This window comes from Mesorhizobium monacense (assembly GCF_056781675.1).
Genome location: NZ_CM165567.1, coordinates 6,507,683 through 6,524,465, shown reverse-complemented (window position 1 = coordinate 6,524,465; position 16,783 = coordinate 6,507,683). Strand labels below are relative to the sequence as shown.

Below are 16,783 nucleotides of genomic sequence, written 5' to 3'. Positions count from 1 at the left end.
GCCTCAGATGGCAGCATCCAAATGGTAGCGGCGCATCCAATCGAGGCTGGTCTCATCCGAGAGCTTTGCAACGCCTGGCCTCACATCCTCGGCATTCGGCGGTTGAATGCCGAGGGCTTCGCAGATGGACGCCAACGTCGCAGCCGGATTGCTTGAAAGGCGCTCATGGCCAACCCGCAGCGGGGTTATCCCTTGCTCCGCGAACCACATGTTCCAGGCCGCATCATAGGCCTCGAGCTCAGCGACCTCATGTTTGATCCGCTCGAAATCGTATCGGGGTTCTTTCGGAGGCGCGATCCTTTCGATCTCGGTTCCGTCAGGAGCGATATGCCAAAGACCGGTCTGCTCCGCTTTCACCAGGGAGACAGCCTGCGCAAGCTTGTTCTCGCGCGAGAGGTGTACGTAGAGAATATGGCCAAATGCTCTTTCGAAACGCGCTTTGTCCGATGGAAGGCGTGGAAAAATCTGGTCGAGGATCGCCGAGAGCTCATCCAGATTTTCTCGCATCAGACGAAGACCGAAGACGCCTGTCCCACCCTTTCCTGCGGTGATTGCCGCGTCGAGATAGGCGATCTTGAACTCGAGCTCGCTCATCGTGTCGCGACTGACCAGATTCCAGTCTTCAGCCCACTCCGAGACGTCCTGCCGCCGATAGAATGAGTGAGGATTACCGGCCGTCTTCGTTGACGCAAGAAGATTGCACAACAGAGTGCTGCCGGTTCTCGGCGTGCCGCAGATAATGTATCCGTCAGACATCCTGCGGCCCTTGTCGCCGTCAGAGGCAGGGCAGCCCCGGCCAATTCATGGCCGCCTATAACCGAAATTCCTCCTGGATGCGACGGGCGCATTCGAGCGGCGTAAGCTGACTGGTATCGACTTCAAGGTCGTAGCTTATGTTCTCGTGCACGCGTTCGTATTGCCAGCGCGCCAAACCCGGCAATCTGTCGCCCCGGCGGCTTTCGCGAGCCTCCAGGACCTCCAGCGGCGCGAACACGCCGACAAGATGAAGATCGAAGTTGGACAGCAGCGCCCGATACTCCGATATCTCGCCGTCACACAGCACGTCATCGACGATGAGGTTGTTGCCCTGCCCGGCCATGGCGGCAACGGCGTGCCGCATGCCCTGCATGGTTCGCCGGCCGACCGGACCTGCCTTGATAACGACGGATGGCTTGCCGTCCTGCAATATTGTTTCGAAGGCGAAGCCTTGCGTATGGTTCTGCAGCGCCTCAGGCAGCATCTCCAGGAACGCGTCCATCTGCACATGCAGGAAAGGCTCGGCGGTGATCGTCTGCAGCGCCCTGGCGATCGAACTCTTGCCGGCGCTGCCGACGCCGTTGAGCAGGACGATTTTGGCTGTCACGTCAAACCCCTTCAAGCCAGGACTTGCGATGCGCGCCCTACCGGTTGCGCACCACAATACAGGCGCCGCCGATGCTTTGCAGTTTCTGGCAGATGACATCGGCGGCGCCCCTGGAGTCGGTGCCAATCCTGACCGCATAGATGCCGCGTCGTCCGATCGGCGTGCGCACCCGGCTGACGACCGGATCATGGCCGCCGAGCAAGGCCGGAAACCGGCCCCTCACCCGCAGCCACTGATTGATCGCAGCACCCCGGCGGAAATTGCCGGCCACCTGGACGCCCCACGGCTTGACGTTGATCGAGGCCATCGCCACGGTTCTCGACATGATCACCGGCAACTTGCGGCAAGCGACGGCAAAACTCATTTTCTTGTCGAGCGGCTGGACGGTACCGGCATAGGTGGTTTCGGTGAACTTGTCGGCCGGTTCGCCCATGATGTCGAAGACGTAGCTCTCGGTCTCCATCGGCAGGAAGCCGCCGGAACTCAGCCAGCGCGACACACGGTTCTCGCCGGCATTGTAGGCCGCCGCCGCCAGGCCGAGATTGCCAAAGCCGGCCTTCATTTCGGCGAGATATTTCGCCGAAGCCGGGATCGCCTGCTCGATGTCGAAGGAATTGGCCAGCCCGCGCATCTTGGCGGTCCCCGGCATGAACTGGGCGATGCCCTCTGCCCCGACCGGGCTCACGGCGTTCGGGTCGAAACGGCTTTCCTTCCAGATCAGGCGAGCGAAGAAATCCTTGGGCAGGCCATTCTGGTCGGCATGCGCTTCGATCAGGTCGCAGACCCGGCCGATCAGTCTCTTGGCCGATTGCGGCGGGTCGGCGTAAGCGGCGTTGCTACACAGAAGCCAGATGGAGCCCAAGGAAATAGTAAGCGCAATGACATGCGCCAAACGCTGAGCCCGTGTTGAAAATCGCTCCGGTAAGCCACATGATGGTGGCTTCGGGGTCGCCCTGGCGACGAGCGGAGCGGACATCCGGTCCGTGAGCACCGGAAGCGCAGAAGACGCCTTCAGGTGGCCGCCGGAGTAGATTTTCGGCATGGGCTCATTCCGCTGCGGCCTTGCCGTGGCGTCCAAACCGCTGCTCGATATAGTCGGCGACCATCTTCTCGAAGTCGGCGGCGATCGACGGGCCGCGCAGCGTCGCCGCCTTCTTGCCGTCGACGAACACCGGCGCCGTCGGCGTCTCGCCGGTGCCGGGCAGCGATATGCCGATATCGGCATGCTTGGATTCGCCGGGGCCGTTGACGATGCAGCCCATCACCGCGACCTTGAGATTCTCGACACCGGGATACTTTTCGCGCCAGACAGGCATGTTCTTGCGCAAATCGGCCTGGATGTTCTGCGCCAGTTCCTGGAACACGGTGGACGTCGTGCGGCCGCAGCCGGGGCACGCGGCAACGATCGGCACGAACTGCCGAAAACCCATGGTCTGCAGCAATTCCTGCGACACCTGCACCTCGCGCGTGCGGTCGCCGTTCGGCTCCGGCGTCAGCGAGATGCGGATCGTGTCGCCGATACCTTGCTGCAGCAGGATGCCCATCGCGGCGGACGAGGCGACAATACCTTTCGAACCCATGCCGGCCTCTGTGAGGCCGAGATGCAGCGCGTGGTTGGAGCGGGTGGCGAGTTCGGTGTAGACGGCGATCAGGTCCTGCACGCCGCTGACCTTGGCCGACAGGATGATCTTGTCGCGGCCAAGGCCGATCTCCTCCGCCATCTCGGCCGACAGGATCGCCGACTGCACGATCGCCTCGCGGGTGACCTCCTGGGCGGTGAGCGGAAAGCCTTGGGCCTGGTTTTCGTCCATCAGCCGGGTCAGCAGCTCCTGGTCGAGCGAGCCCCAGTTGACGCCGATGCGCACCGGCTTGTCATATTTGATCGCCATCTCGACGATCGCCGCGAACTGGCGGTCTTTCTTGTCCTTGAAGCCGACATTGCCGGGATTGATGCGGTATTTGGCGAGCGCCTCGGCGCAAGCCGGATGATCGGCCAAGAGCTTGTGGCCGATATAGTGGAAATCGCCGACCAGCGGTACATTGATACCGAGCCGCTGGAGCCGGTCACGGATGGCTGGCACGGCGGCGGCGCTCTCGTCGCGGTCGACGGTGATGCGCACGATCTCGGAGCCGGCCCGATGCAGCGCCGCGACTTGCGCGACCGTCTGGTCGATATCGGCCGTGTCGGTATTGGTCATCGACTGCACGACGACCGGCGCACCGCCGCCGACGATCACGCCGCCAACGTCGACGCCGACCGACGTGCGGCGCGGGAAAGGAGAGGAAAAATACCCGGTCATGGCCGGCCACCTCTTATCTAGAAGGTCCGGGCATGAGGTGGAGGAGCAAATATGGCTTGTCAATGGCAAGCGGCAAGCAGTCGCGGCAAATCGCCGGAAGGCCAGGAAAGCCTGGCGTTCGCGAGAGTCGCATTCCGGCTTCGCCGGTGACGACAACAGTGGGATGTTGGATTTCAGAACAAACCACCAACACCGGCGGCATGACTGCCACCGGAAAGTTGATTGCGCACCGAAGGGGCGCGCGCTGTTTGCTAGTGGAGCGTCAGTGCGTCGTCGGTTTTGCCTTCAGCTTTTCAATCTCGTCCTTGATTGCCAGCTTGCGCCGCTTGAGATTCACGATCTCGAGGTCGTCGACCGAAGGATGGTTCATCGCGTCGGTGATTTCGCGCTCGATGTCGCCGTGTTTCCGCTGCAACTCATCAAGATGGGATGCAAGAGACATGATTGGTTCTCCCTTTCATGGTTTCCTCGATTGCAGCCGCCAAAATGCGTCCACCGCCAGTTCGCATCTGTGACAGCGCGATGACACTTTGCCACCATCCGGCATCGATGTCGAATGCCCTGTGGTAGCATTCCACGACAATGTGAAATGTGATAAGGGCTGCGCACCGGTGGCAAAACCCCGCCGGCCCCGCCCAATCAGGCCCATCCTTTGGGCGCCGCTTACGTGCAGACGGTAGATAATGTCCGAACAGGAACAGGCTGAGATCCGCCTCGAATATTCCCGCCTGAAGCAGGAACACGCCGATTTCGACGCCGCCATAAATGCGATGATCGCCATGGGCTGCGACCCGCTGCAGATCCAGCGCATGAAGAAGAAGAAGCTCTTCCTCAAGGATCGGCTGATGGCGCTGGAAGACCGCATCATTCCCGACATTATCGCCTGAACAGCGTCCGAGCCTCGCGGCTCAAACGCCTCACGCCGCTATCGACAGCCGCGCCGCGCGCTGGCGCAGCAGGACAAGCAATTCGTCGGTTTTTTCCCTCGACGTGTCGATCGGAACCACCAGGCACATCGTCGCCTCGACCTTACCCGGAGCCGAGAACACGGGGGCGGCCAGGCATTTCGTGTAGGCGTCGACAAGGCCCGATGTCACGCAGTAGCCGGTCGACCTGGCCGTTGCGATATCGCCGATGAAATCGTCGATCTTGAGCCTGCGTCCGTCCGGCAGCACAAGATCGTCTTCGGAGACCATGTCCTCGATATCGGCCCTTTCGAGACCGGCGAGCAGCAGCCGTCCGGAAGCCGTCCAGGGCAACGGGATCTGCAGACCGGTGGCCGAGCTGATCCGGAACGGCCTGGTCCCAGGGCTCGAATGGACGATGGTGTAGCGGCCGCTCTGCAGCATGCACAATTCGGAGGTCTCGCCGGTCTCGCGCGACAGGTCATCGACCTCCTGGCGCCCGCGCCGGAGCAGGTCGTTGCCCCGCACATAGTCCATTCCGTAGAGATAAAGCTTCTTGCCGAAATAGACCCGGTTGCCGTCGCCGGCCATTTCCAGCAGGCCCGCATCCACCAGCGAACGCACCAGCGTATAGGTCGTCGAGCGCGGCGCGTTGACGCCCTTGGCGAGGTCGCCGATGCCGATCGCACGTTGCGTCGTGTGCAGGAAGTCAAATATCTCGAGCACCCGGTTGAGGCCTTTCTCACGAGAGCCGGGAGCCTTGTCGTCGGCCGGGCTGATGTCCGGCCGAACTGTAACGCCAATGCCGTCTTGCATTGCTGATTCCTCATGTTAGTATCTGTCTTGTACAAGGTACATGTGTCTTTTGTAAGAGACAATTTGTCAAAAGACGCATGTATCTGAAAGGGGAACACAACACGAAAAGGAGGTCGCCATGAACGATACATCCAAGAGACGTGATTTTCTGAAACTGGGAATGGCCGGGCTCGCCACGGCCGGCGTGATCGGCGCAGCCGCCTCGGTCGATGTTCAGAAGGCGGCGGCACAAGCCGCACCCGACAGCCTGCTGCGCACTGTTCTCGAGCGCGGCAAGCTGATCGTCGGCACCGGCAGTACCAACGCGCCCTGGCATTTCGAGAACGATGCCGGCGAACTCGTCGGCATGGACATCACCATGGGCCGCATCCTGGCCAAGGGTCTTTTCGACGACCCGACCAAGGTCGAGTTCGTCATGCAGGACCCGGCGCAGCGCATTCCGAATGTCACCACCAACAAGGTCGACATCACCATCCAGTTCATGACCATGACCGCCCAGCGTTCGCAGCTGATCAACTTCTCCAGGCCGTACTACGTCGAAGGAGTCGCGCTGCTGACGCTTCCGACGGCCGAGAACAAGACATTCGACAAGCTGCTCGCCGGCGGTTCGGCAACACGGATTTCCATCCTGCAGAACGTCGATGCCGAGCAGAACGTCCATCTCGTCCTGCCGGAGTCGCAGGTGATGCAGATCGACACCCAGGCCAACGTCCTGCAGGCGCTGGAATCGAAGCGCGTCGACGCGGCCGCCGTCGATCTCTCGACGGTCCGCTGGCTCGCCTCGCGCAATCCCGACAAATACTTCGATGCCGGCAAGAGCTGGTTCTCGATGCTTTACGGGGCCGCACTGCGGCAGGGCGATCCCGACTGGCTGGCATTCGTCAACACAGCCTTCGCGACTGCGATGTTCGGTCATGAAACGGCGCTCTACGACGCGGCATTCAAAGACTATTTCGGGCTGGAGCCGCCGGCGCGCCATCCCGGTTTCCCGGTCATCTGACAACAAGCCGGCGGAGGGGCAAGCAAACGCCCTTCCGCCTCCTTATCTCCTCGACAGCGTGCTACCACGCTGGCTATTGAGGCGGACGCATGGGCTATACGCTCAACTTCAACCTGATCTGGCGGCATTTCGACAAGCTGTGGGGCGGGCTGCTGCTCAGCCTTGAGCTCGCCGTCATCTCGATCGCCATCGGCATCGTCATCGGCCTGGTTTTGGCGGTCTGGTACGTTTCGGCCGGGCGCGTCGTGCGGTCGATCATCGCCGCCTATGTCGAGTTCATCCGCAACGTGCCGCTGATCCTGCTCGTCTACCTTGTCTTCTACGGCCTGCCAACCGTGGTCGACATCGCCTACAGCGCACCGACATCGTTCGTCGCCACACTGTCGCTCTACAGCGGCGCCTATCTGGTCGAGGTGTTTCGCTCCGGCCTCGAAGCCGTGCCGCGCGGACAGCTGGATGCCGGCAAGGCGATCGGCCTGACACCCTGGCAACGGCTCATCCATGTGCGCCTGCCGACGATGCTGCGGATCACGCTGCCGGCGCTTTCGAACACCTTCCTGTCGCTGTTCAAGGACACCTCCGTCGCCTCGGTCATCTCGGTGCCCGAGCTCACCTACGGCGCTCAATGGATCAATTTCAACACCTTCCGCATCGTCGAGGTCTATCTGGTGACGACGGCGATGTATCTCCTGACCGGCTATGTGCTGCTGTTCGCGCTCAGGCTCGTCGAGCGCCGGTTCAGGGCGGCGCGCTGACATGCTGAGCCAGATCATCTACGCCTTGCCGTTCCTCGCCGAAGGCTTCGCCGTGACGCTGTGGGTGTCGCTGCTGGTCGTCGTCCTGTCGCTCGTGGCCGGTGTCGTGCTGGGTGTCGGCCTTGTCTACGGTCCGGCGCCATTGCGCTGGGCAGTGCGCATCTTCAGCGACACCATCCGCGGCATCCCGATCCTGGTGCTCATCTTCTTCGTCTATTACGGCCTGCCGGCTGTCGGGGTTCACCTGCAGTCCTTCTGGGCGGCCGTGCTGGCGCTGACCTTGTTCAAGACCGCGCAGGTCGTGGAATATCTGCGCGGCGCCGTCGGCTCCATTCCCCAGGGCCAGTCCGAAGCGGCGATGGCGATCGGGCTGACCTTCCGCCAGCGGCTTGCCTACGTCATCTTCCCGCAGGCCTTCAGGCGCTTCCTGCCGCCCTGGATCAACGGCGTCACCGATGCGGTCAAGGGCAGCGCGCTGGTGTCGCTGCTCGGCATCACCGACCTGATGCAGGCCATCAACCAGGTCATCGGCCGCACCTATGAGGCCATGCCGCTCTATATCCTCGGCGCGCTGGTCTACTTCGCGGTCAACTACGCGCTTTCGCTTGCCAGCCGGCGGCTGGAACAGCGCTTCTCCTTCATTCGGGAATAGCAAGAATGTCCGATGCCTCCAATGCCGCGCTGCTCGATGTGCGCGATGTTTCCAAGGCCTTCAGCACCGTCGAGGTGCTGCGTGCCGTCAGCCTCGAGGTGAAGCGCGGCGAGGTGGTGACCATCATCGGCCCGTCCGGCAGCGGCAAGACCACGCTGCTGCGCTGCGTCAACTTCCTCGAAAGCTACGACAGCGGTTCGATCCGCATCGACGGCAAGGAGGTCGGCTATCGCGACGCCGGGACGCGCCAGCGGCGCAGCGAACGCGACCTGGCGGCGATGCGTGCAGAGACCGGCATGGTGTTCCAGAGCTTCAACCTGTTCCCGCATCTGACCGCGGCCGGCAACATCATGCTCGGCCTGCGCAAGGTGCGTGGGAAAAGCGAAGCCGAAGCGCGCTCGATCGCCGAGCACTGGCTCGGCCGGGTCGGCCTCGCCCACAAGGCCGACAGCCTGCCGGCCGAGCTTTCCGGCGGCCAGCAGCAGCGCGTCGGCATTGCCCGCGCCGTGGCGATGGAGCCGAAGATCCTGCTTCTCGACGAGATAACCTCCGCGCTCGATCCCGAACTCGTCGGCGAAGTGCTGGCGGTCGTGCGCAGCCTGGCCGAGGACGGCATGACGATGCTGATGGTCACCCATGAAATGGCCTTTGCGCGCGATGCCTCGAGCCGCATCGTCTTCATGGCCGATGGCGGCGTCAGCGCTGTCGGGCCGCCGGCCGAAATCCTGGCGGCGGAAGCGTCAAACGAACGCCTGCGCAGCTTTCTGGCGCGGTTCCGCGCCTCGCATTTCTGACACCGGACAGCGAAAGCTGTCGCAAGGAGCATTTTATGACGCCTTACATCCGGCTCGCCGAACTCGGCCTGACGCTGCCCGAGCCGCCGACACCGATCGCCAACTTCGTCACCCATGCCGAGAGCGGACGCTTGATCTTTCTCTCGGGACAAGGGCCGCTGCGCGCCGACGGCACGCTTTGCACCGGCAAGGTGGGCGAAGACGTGACTGTCGAGGAAGCCTATCAACATGCCCGCCTCACCGGCCTCAACCTGCTTGCCGTCATGCATGCGGCAGCGGGCGACCTCGGCCGCATCGTGCGCGTCGTCAAGCTGCTCGGCTTCGTCAATGCCATCCCGACCTTCAGCGACCACCCGCAGGTGGTCAACGGCTGTTCCGATCTTTTCGCCGACGTCTTTGATAGGATCGGCGGACATGCCCGTTCGGCGATCGGCGTTGGCTCGTTGCCGGGCAATATCACCGTCGAAATCGAGGCTGTCGTCGAGATCGCCACCTGATTTGTTAGAAATGGATCTGCCGAGATGAACACCTATTCCGCCGACCGCTCCAACCTGCCAATCCGCGACCGGCTCGGCCTGCGCCCGATCATCAATGTCTCCGGCACGATGACGACGCTCGGCGCTTCGATCATCGTTCCGGAAGCGATCGCGGCAATGGCGGAGATCGCCTCGCAATGGGTGGAGATGGACGATCTGCAGCGGGCCGCCAGCACGGTGATCGCGCGTCTCACCGGCGGCGAGGCCGGCTTCATCACCGCCTGTTGCGCCAGCGGCATCACCATGGCGATCGCAGGCGCGATGACCGGAACCAACCTGCTGGCGATCGAACGCCTGCCGGACGACACGGAAGGCCTGAAGTCTGAGGTCGTCATCCAGCTCGGCCACATCGTCAATTACGGCGCGCCGATCGACCAGTCGGTCCGGGTGGCCGGCGCCAGGGTGATACCTGCCGGTACGGTCAGCGTCACGCAGGACTATCATGTGCGCGAGGCGATCAACGAGCGCACGGCGGCCGGCCTCTATGTGGTTGCCCATCACACCGTGCAGTACGGCATGCTGTCGCTGGAGGAGTTCTGCGAGATCTGCCACGCCAAGGGCGTTCCGGTGATCGTCGACGCCGCGTCGGAATATGATCTGCGCAGCTTCCTCGCGCGAGGCGCCGATATCGTCGTCTACAGCGGCCACAAATTCCTCTCAGGACCGACCAGCGGCATCGTGACGGGGCGCAAGGACCTGGTGCGCACCGCCTATCTGCAGAACCGGGGCGTCGCCAGGGCGATGAAGGTAGGCAAGGAAAGCATCGCCGGCACCATGGCGGCACTCGAGGCCTGGGAGCGGCGCGACCATGCCGGCATTCGCCGGCGCGAGGAGGCAGCGCTCAACCTGTGGAAGGACGCGCTGCAGGGACTGCCCGGCATCGCCGCGCGCATCATCCCCGATCCGACCGCCAACCCGCTCGACCGACTGCAGATTTTTGTTGCGCCCGAAAGCAGGTTCACCGCAGCCGGCCTCGCCTCGGCGCTGGCCGCCGGGTCGCCGCCGATCATCGTGCGCAATCACGAAGTCGAACGTGGCCATTTCTTCCTCGATCCCTGCAATCTCCATCCCGGCGAGGCCGAGATCGTCGCCGAGCGCCTGCGGGCAGTGTTGAGTGCGGCCGAGCGTCCGGCGGATGCCATGAAGCAGGCCCGCAAGGACTCGTCCGGTGCCTTGCGCTGGCCGGATTAGGCTGGTGGCAGCCCATGTCCTTGCGGCTCCCCGCGAATTCCGCTAAGGCGCGCCTTTGCCGCCGGGAGCATGCGCTTGAACGATCACCGCGCCGACGTCGCCATCATCATGGGCAGCCAATCCGACTGGGCGACGATGCGCCATGCCGCCGAAACGCTGGAGGCGCTGGGCGTTGCGCACAAGCGCCTGATCATCTCGGCCCACCGCACGCCGGACCGGCTCTATGAGTTCGCCAAGGGCGCCAAGGCAGCCGGCTACAAGGTGATCATCGCCGGCGCCGGCGGTGCCGCGCACCTGCCCGGCATGACGGCGGCAATGACGCCGCTGCCCGTTTTCGGTGTACCGGTGGAATCGAAGGCGCTGTCCGGCCAGGACTCGCTGCTGTCCATCGTGCAGATGCCGGCCGGCATCCCCGTCGGCACTCTGGCCATCGGCAAGGCCGGCGCCGCCAATGCCGCACTTCTTGCCGCCGCCGTGCTGGCGCTGCACGACGAAGAACTCGCCGACCGGCTGGATGCCTGGCGCGCTGCCCAGACCGCCAAGGTCGCCGCCGAACCCACGGACGCGCCGTGAGCCTGCCGGCGGGATCGACCATCGGCATCATCGGCGGCGGCCAGCTCGGCCGCATGCTGGCGATGGCCGCGGCCCGTCTTGGCTACCGCACGGTGGTGCTGGAGCCGCAAGCCGACTGCCCGGCCGCGCAGGTCGCCAACCGGCAGATCACAGCCGCCTATGACGATGCCGCCGCACTTGCCGAACTGGCGGCAACCAGCGCCGTCGTCACCTATGAATTCGAAAACGTCCCCGTCGTTGCCGCCACAGCACTTTCCGCCAAGGTGCCCGTCTATCCGCCGGCACAGGCGCTGGAAGTGTCGCAGGACCGCTTGGCGGAAAAGAATTTCCTCAACGGCATCGGCATTCCCACGGCGGACTATTGTCCCGTCGACAATGACGAGGAACTGACGGCGGCGCTGAAGAAATTCAACGGCAGCGGCATCCTGAAAACCCGGCGCATGGGCTATGACGGCAAGGGCCAGCGCGTCTTCCGCAACATGGAGACCGGCGGCTTTGCCGGCACCTGCGAGGCGATGGGCAACGTGCCGCTGATCCTCGAATCCTTCGTCGCCTTCGAGCGCGAGATTTCCGTGATCGCCGCACGTGGCATCGACGGCACGCTCGCCGCCTACGATCCGGCCGAGAATGTCCACCGCAACGGCATCCTTCACACCTCGACCTTGCCGGGCGTGATAAGTCCTGAAACCGCCGCGGCGGCGCAGGCGGCGGCAGCAAAAATTCTCACGGCACTCGACTATGTCGGCACCATCGGCATCGAGTTCTTCGTCCTTGCCGACGGTTCGCTGCTGGCCAACGAGATGGCGCCCCGCGTCCACAATTCCGGCCATTGGACGGAAGCTGCCTGCGTGGTCTCGCAATTCGAGCAGCATATCCGCGCCGTCGCCGGCCTGCCGCTGGGATCGCCTGCCCGGCACTCCGACTGCGTCATGGAAAACCTGATCAGCGACGATATCCTGCGCGTTCCGGCTTTGCTCGCCGAGCCCGACTTGATGCTGCATCTCTACGGCAAGGCCGAGGCGCGGCCTGGCCGCAAGATGGGCCATTTCACGCGCATCAGCCGCCGCGGCTAGAGCAATTCCAGGAAGTGCGCAGCGGTATTCCGTCAGGAATTGCGTAAAACAAATAACCCTATTGCAGGTCGCTGTTCGGGTCCTCGTCCTCGTTCGGACTGTCGCAGTTCACGTCGCCTTCCTGGCAGTTGGCGCCGGAGGTGAGCTGTTTGATGCGCTGATCGGTCAGTTCCGTCAGGCATTGCGAAACCTCCATAGGATGGATGGAGCCGCCCTCGCTGTCCGCGGTCGTATAATTGCATTCCGCGTCGCGGAAGGTAATCCAGGCGCGCTGGGCGATCTGCAGCAGCTTGTTGGACTTGTCGTCATTGCGGCCGACAAGATCCTTGTAGGCCACGTTGAGCTTGGCGTCGGCGGCCTGGTAGTCGGCGCCAGCGCAGATGGTCATCATCGATTGGCTGTCGTCGCTGCGGTCGCATTCTTGTGCCTGCGCGGCCGAGACTGCCAGCATGGCAAGGCAGACGGACAGGGAAATTCGGCGCATAAGGGTCTCCAAATCACTTCGCGCATGACCCCGAAAATCGGCATGATTTTCAGAAAGGATCATGCGCCAAATCAAAGTGGCTACAGCGGTCTTTGCGCGTCCAGGAGGAACGCGGCGCTGTAGCGGCGCCGGCACCATTCCAGCCGGACATGCGCTTCGCAATGGCGCGAGGCGTCGATGGCGAATATTTGATGGCGCGGACCATTCGCTTGGCCTATGCAGCACGCTTGCGGTTGACACGGGCAAGGCTCCTCGTTTATGAGCCACGCAAGTTCAAAGGCGCGCTTTCCGAGCGCGCCTTTAAAATTCGGCCCGGCAACGGGCCCTGACCGAATAGGCAAGACCATGAAGATCAAGAATTCGCTTAAGGCGCTGAAGGCGCGTCATCGCGACAACCAGCTGGTTCGTCGCAAGGGACGCATCTACATCATCAACAAGACCGCCCCGCGCTACAAGGCGCGCCAGGGCTGAGTTTTGCACGCGCAGCTGGATTGCCGCGCCCGCATGATGCTATTTGCCGGCCTGCCGGCCCTTTCACGCTAAAATCACTTTGACGATCCGCCGTCCGGGGCTAGATTCCGGCGATGCGGATTCTTTTTACATTGATCCCGGTCCTTCTGCTTTCCGGCATCGTCTTGCCGGCCGCTAGCTCACCGGCTTGGGCGGACGACCCTGTCGCGCCTCCGGTTGCCACGACCAAACAAGCCCGCCTCGACCAGCTGTTCGTCGACCTGAAGCGCGAACGCAATGAAAAGGCCGCCGAGCGCATTGCCGGGCGCATCTGGAGCGAATGGTTCCAGTCCGGCAGCGCCTCGATCGACCTGATGATGCAATGGTCGCAGAAGGCCATGGAAAACCAGAAATACGACGTCGCGCTCGATTTCCTCGACCAGGTGGTGACCTTGCAGCCGGCCTATGCCGAAGGCTGGAACCGGCGTGCGACGGTGCATTTCATGATGAAGAACTACGGCAAGTCGATGTCCGACATCGACCGTACGCTGCAACTCGAGCCCCGCCATTTCGGCGCGCTTTCGGGGCTGGCGCAGATCATGGCCGAGACCGGCCACAAGCAATCGGCACTTGAAGCCTGGCAGAAGGTCCTTGCCATCTATCCGATGATGCGCAGCGCCCAGGATCAGGTCGGTGCGCTGTCGGAAGAGCTTGCCGGCGAAGGCATTTGATGCGCAGGCTTGCAGCACAAAAGCCGCTGCGCCCCTGAACTAATTCCGCTTCGCTCCGTACCTCCTGCTCATGAACCTCATCTACGCCGCGTTTGCTTTCCTCCTGGCGCTGGTCTTCGCCTTTGCCGGCGCCACCCGCGCCGGTGCGTGGCTGATCGAGCGCCGCAATCCGCCGGCCGGCGACTTTGCCGATATCGGCGGCGCCCGCATCCATTTTGTCCACGTGCCGGCGCCGGCCAATGCCGACCTGCCGCCGATCGTCTTCATTCATGGCGCCAGCGCCAATCTTGCGGATCAAATGCTGCCGCTGAGGCCCCTGCTCGAAGGCCGCGCCGAGATGCTGTTCCTCGACCGTCCCGGCTTCGGCTGGTCCGGACGCGGCAACAACGAGACCCCGTCGGCGCAGGCCAACACGATTGCGGCGCTGATGGATCGCCTCGGCATCAAAAAGGCGATCGTCGTCGGCCACTCCTTCGGCGGCGTAGTCACCGCCGCCTTCGGCCGCGAGCAAGCCGACAGGACGCTTGGCCTCGTCTTCATTTCGCCCGTCAGCCATCCCTGGCCGGGCGGCGCGACCGCCTGGTATTACAGACTGACGACGGTTCCGGTCGTCGGCAGGCTGTTTTCCGAAACGCTGGCCTATCCGGCGGGAACGTTGCAGATGGACGCCGCCACCACGTGCGTCTTTTCTCCTAACAAGGTGCCGGACGGCTATGTGGCCGCGGCTTCGATCCCTCTGGTGCTGCGGCCCGCCGCCTTCCGCGCCAATGCCATCGACGTGGCGGGGCTCTATGACTTTGTGCTCGCCGCCGCGCCGCGCTACCACGACATCAAGGCACCGACCGTGATCATCTCGGGCGATCGCGACAAAATCGTCTATGCGACGATCCATTCGGTTGGCCTCGCGCGCGACATTCCAGGCGCCGAACTGGTCTGGGTGCGCAATCTCGGCCACAAGCCCGATTGGATCGCCCCCGATCTCGTCGTCGGCGCGATCGGCAAGGTCGCCGGCAAGGATCTGGACCTGCAGGCAATGGCCAGGAGCGTGGAAGCACGCATCGCTGCCGACACGCAGGGCGCCAAATGTCCCGATCTAAAGGTGCCGGAAGCCGAACTCGCGCCGACCTAAAGCATGATCCCGAAAAGTGGAATACGGTTTTCGGAAAAGATCATACTCAAACAAGAATTCCGCAATCGGGCGAACCGGCCTCAGCGGCTGGGCTGCGTCTCCGATCCGACATAGGCGATGCGCAGCATGTTGGTCGAGCCGGGTGTTCTGAGCGGCACGCCGGCGGTGATGATGACGCGGTCGCCCGGCTTGGCGAACCCTTCGTCGATGGCGATGCGGCAGGCGCGATCAACCATGTCGTCGAGGTCGACCGCATCGGGCGAGACGACGCAATGCGTGCCCCACAGAAGCGACAGACGCCTGGCGGTGTTGAGGATCGGCGAGAGTGCGATGATTGGCACCTGCGGGCGCTCGCGCGCGGCACGCAGGCCGGTGGTACCGGAGGCCGTATAGGTGACGATCGTCGACAGTTTCAGCGTCTCGGCGATCTCGCGGGCGGCGAGCGAAATAGCGTCGGCGCCGGTCGCTTCCGGTTCCGAGCGCTGCGCATTGATGATGCCGGCATAGGTCGGGTCGGTTTCGACCTTGGTGGCGATCCTGTCCATCATCGCCACCGCTTCGACCGGATAGGCGCCGGCCGCTGATTCGGCCGACAGCATGATGGCGTCCGCGCCTTCGAAGACGGCGATCGACACGTCCGACACCTCGGCGCGGGTCGGCACCGGTGCGGTGATCATCGATTCCAGCATCTGCGTGGCAATCACCACCGGCTTCCCGGCGCGGCGCGCGGCGCGCGTGATCTGCTTCTGGATGCCGGGCACGGCTTCGAGCGGCATCTCGACGCCGAGATCGCCGCGGGCGACCATCAGCGCGTCCGACAGTTCGATGATCTCGGGCAGCCGGGCGACGGCCTGCGGCTTTTCGATCTTGGCCATGATCAGCGCCCGGCCGCGCGCGATCTTGCGCGCTTCGGCGAGATCCTCCGGCCGCTGCACGAAGGACAGCGCCACCCAGTCGACGCCTGCCGCCAGCACCGCGTCGAGGTCCTTGCGGTCCTTTTCGGTCAGTGCGCCGACCGGCAGGTCGGTGTCGGGCAGGCTGACGCCCTTCTTGTCGGAAATGGTGGTGCCGGCAACGACCGTGCAGACGATCGACTTGCCGTCGCTCTTCACCGCCCTCAGTTCGAGCTTGCCGTCATCGATCAACAAACGGTCACCGGCCTCGACCGAGCTCAGGATTTCCGGATGCGGCAGATAGACCCTGGTCGATGTGCCGGGTTCCGGATTGTCGTCGAGCGTGAAGGTCTGGCCTGGGGAGAGCACCTCCTTGCCATTGGCGAACTTGCCAACGCGCAGCTTCGGCCCCTGCAGATCGGCGAGGATGCCGATAGGGCGGCCGACGGTTTCCTCGACAGTGCGGATGCGCCCGACCAGCGTGCGCATCAAATCGTGGTCGGTGTGGCTCATATTGATGCGGAAGACATCGGCGCCGGCTTCGAACAGCTTCTTCAGCATCTCCTCGGACGAGGAGGCCGGACCGATGGTGGCGAGGATCTTGACCTTGCGGTTACGTCTCATTGACTGTTTGTTCCCGGGGCGGGGGTCGCTGGAGCGCCTCCCGTTGCGGGCTCGTCAGTCAGCTGGACCATCCAGCTTGCCTGCTCGCCCGTGTCATATTCCTGAAATCCGGCGCGCTGGAAGCCCCGGGCGACGCAATCGGTTACGCCGGCGATCTTGAACTCTTTTTCGGCGACGCACATGTTGATCGGGCCATCCCAGCGCCCGCCGCGCTCGGCGTCTTCTGCATAAAGATAGTAAAACCTTGATGACAGCGGACCTTCGATCAGCGTCTTGCAGCTCGACCCTTCTATGTGCCACCAGCCCTCGGTGATCCAGCCGGCCTTGGCGCGATAGCCGATGCCGACGCCGACCAGGTTCTGCGTGGCGTTGCAGACGCGGAAGTCGGCGCGGGCGGGCGAGGCCGCGACCATGGCCGACAGGCCCGCGGTGACGATCAGGACCGGCAAGGCGAAGGCACGGCGCATACGCGGCCTGCCGGCGAAACCCATCCTGAAACCCCTCAAGAACCACA

The 16,783-nt window shown here is 63.5% G+C and carries 21 protein-coding genes; 12 read left to right on the top strand and 9 right to left on the bottom strand.

The features are described from left to right. Positions 1–3 precede the first annotated feature (3 nt). The 5 genes from AC1RUK_RS31250 to AC1RUK_RS31230 form a co-directional block, all read right to left on the bottom strand. Positions 4–756 (bottom strand): Stf0 family sulfotransferase, encoded by a 753-nt coding sequence (locus AC1RUK_RS31250; protein ID WP_481837543.1) that lies wholly within the window; start codon positions 754–756, stop codon positions 4–6. Positions 757–811: 55 nt separating this feature from the next. Beyond that, a complete protein-coding gene (locus AC1RUK_RS31245) occupies positions 812–1,363 on the bottom strand; it encodes a chloramphenicol phosphotransferase CPT family protein (protein ID WP_481837544.1) in 552 nt (183 codons plus the stop codon). A 37-nt stretch (positions 1,364–1,400) separates the two neighbouring features. Continuing rightward, a complete protein-coding gene (locus tag AC1RUK_RS31240) occupies positions 1,401–2,225 on the bottom strand; it encodes a lytic transglycosylase domain-containing protein (RefSeq protein WP_481837545.1) in 825 nt (274 codons plus the stop codon). A 184-nt stretch (positions 2,226–2,409) separates the two neighbouring features. Then, positions 2,410–3,663: a flavodoxin-dependent (E)-4-hydroxy-3-methylbut-2-enyl-diphosphate synthase gene (gene ispG, locus AC1RUK_RS31235; RefSeq protein ID WP_481837546.1), complete on the bottom strand. Its 1,254-nt coding sequence runs from the start codon at positions 3,661–3,663 to the stop codon at positions 2,410–2,412. Positions 3,664–3,925: 262 nt separating this feature from the next. Beyond that, a complete protein-coding gene (locus tag AC1RUK_RS31230; protein WP_006203778.1) occupies positions 3,926–4,105 on the bottom strand; it encodes a YdcH family protein in 180 nt (59 codons plus the stop codon). Between the two features lie 241 nt (positions 4,106–4,346). Here AC1RUK_RS31230 and AC1RUK_RS31225 point away from each other — a divergent pair, with 241 nt between their 5' ends. Further along, on the top strand, positions 4,347–4,550 hold the full coding sequence (locus AC1RUK_RS31225; protein ID WP_006203777.1) for a YdcH family protein: 204 nt from the start codon (positions 4,347–4,349) through the stop codon (positions 4,548–4,550). A 30-nt stretch (positions 4,551–4,580) separates the two neighbouring features. Here the strand turns inward: AC1RUK_RS31225 and AC1RUK_RS31220 are convergent, their stop codons facing one another. Next, complete coding sequence (locus tag AC1RUK_RS31220; protein WP_436169548.1) at positions 4,581–5,384, bottom strand: IclR family transcriptional regulator; 804 nt, start codon at positions 5,382–5,384, stop codon at positions 4,581–4,583. A 118-nt stretch (positions 5,385–5,502) separates the two neighbouring features. Between AC1RUK_RS31220 and AC1RUK_RS31215 the strand changes: the two genes are divergently transcribed. From AC1RUK_RS31215 to AC1RUK_RS31180, 8 genes are all read left to right on the top strand, one after another. After that, a complete protein-coding gene (locus tag AC1RUK_RS31215) occupies positions 5,503–6,384 on the top strand; it encodes a transporter substrate-binding protein (RefSeq protein WP_481837547.1) in 882 nt (293 codons plus the stop codon). A gap of 89 nt (positions 6,385–6,473) precedes the next feature. After that, positions 6,474–7,139: an amino acid ABC transporter permease gene (locus AC1RUK_RS31210; RefSeq protein ID WP_006203774.1), complete on the top strand. Its 666-nt coding sequence runs from the start codon at positions 6,474–6,476 to the stop codon at positions 7,137–7,139. Between the two features lies 1 nt (position 7,140). Beyond that, entirely contained in the window at positions 7,141–7,791 is a 651-nt protein-coding gene (locus AC1RUK_RS31205) for an amino acid ABC transporter permease (RefSeq protein ID WP_481837548.1), read from the top strand. 5 nt (positions 7,792–7,796) lie between these two features. Next, positions 7,797–8,585, top strand: coding sequence for an amino acid ABC transporter ATP-binding protein (locus tag AC1RUK_RS31200; protein WP_436169551.1), 789 nt, complete (start codon positions 7,797–7,799; stop codon positions 8,583–8,585). 35 nt (positions 8,586–8,620) lie between these two features. Beyond that, complete coding sequence (locus AC1RUK_RS31195; protein WP_120013501.1) at positions 8,621–9,082, top strand: RidA family protein; 462 nt, start codon at positions 8,621–8,623, stop codon at positions 9,080–9,082. Between the two features lie 24 nt (positions 9,083–9,106). After that, positions 9,107–10,312, top strand: a complete 1,206-nt coding sequence (locus AC1RUK_RS31190; RefSeq protein WP_481837549.1) for an aminotransferase class V-fold PLP-dependent enzyme — start codon at positions 9,107–9,109, stop codon at positions 10,310–10,312. Positions 10,313–10,387: 75 nt separating this feature from the next. After that, entirely contained in the window at positions 10,388–10,885 is a 498-nt protein-coding gene (gene purE / locus AC1RUK_RS31185) for a 5-(carboxyamino)imidazole ribonucleotide mutase (RefSeq protein ID WP_436169553.1), read from the top strand. Continuing rightward, complete coding sequence (locus tag AC1RUK_RS31180) at positions 10,882–11,958, top strand: 5-(carboxyamino)imidazole ribonucleotide synthase (RefSeq protein ID WP_481837550.1); 1,077 nt, start codon at positions 10,882–10,884, stop codon at positions 11,956–11,958. The genes purE and AC1RUK_RS31180 overlap by 4 nt, the downstream gene beginning before the upstream one ends. A gap of 58 nt (positions 11,959–12,016) precedes the next feature. On the opposite strand, the gene AC1RUK_RS31175 is transcribed toward AC1RUK_RS31180, so the two are convergent. After that, a complete protein-coding gene (locus tag AC1RUK_RS31175) occupies positions 12,017–12,442 on the bottom strand; it encodes a lysozyme inhibitor LprI family protein (RefSeq protein WP_481837551.1) in 426 nt (141 codons plus the stop codon). A 345-nt stretch (positions 12,443–12,787) separates the two neighbouring features. On the opposite strand from AC1RUK_RS31175, the gene ykgO reads away from it, so the two are divergent. The 3 genes from ykgO to AC1RUK_RS31160 all read left to right on the top strand — a co-directional run bounded on the left by ykgO (position 12,788) and on the right by AC1RUK_RS31160 (position 14,752). Continuing rightward, positions 12,788–12,913, top strand: coding sequence for a type B 50S ribosomal protein L36 (gene ykgO, locus AC1RUK_RS31170; RefSeq protein WP_006203764.1), 126 nt, complete (start codon positions 12,788–12,790; stop codon positions 12,911–12,913). 113 nt (positions 12,914–13,026) lie between these two features. Further along, the gene (locus AC1RUK_RS31165) at positions 13,027–13,623 is read left to right on the top strand and encodes a tetratricopeptide repeat protein (RefSeq protein WP_481837552.1); all 597 of its coding nucleotides are present in this window, start codon (positions 13,027–13,029) and stop codon (positions 13,621–13,623) included. Between the two features lie 70 nt (positions 13,624–13,693). After that, the gene (locus AC1RUK_RS31160; RefSeq protein ID WP_481837553.1) at positions 13,694–14,752 is read left to right on the top strand and encodes an alpha/beta fold hydrolase; all 1,059 of its coding nucleotides are present in this window, start codon (positions 13,694–13,696) and stop codon (positions 14,750–14,752) included. A gap of 80 nt (positions 14,753–14,832) precedes the next feature. Here AC1RUK_RS31160 and pyk read toward each other — a convergent pair whose 3' ends face one another. Together pyk and AC1RUK_RS31150 are read right to left on the bottom strand one after the other, a co-directional pair. Then, entirely contained in the window at positions 14,833–16,269 is a 1,437-nt protein-coding gene (pyk, locus tag AC1RUK_RS31155; RefSeq protein WP_481837554.1) for a pyruvate kinase, read from the bottom strand. Then, a complete protein-coding gene (locus tag AC1RUK_RS31150; protein ID WP_436171803.1) occupies positions 16,266–16,682 on the bottom strand; it encodes a DUF1036 domain-containing protein in 417 nt (138 codons plus the stop codon). The genes pyk and AC1RUK_RS31150 overlap by 4 nt, the downstream gene beginning before the upstream one ends. Positions 16,683–16,783: the final 101 nt, after the last annotated feature.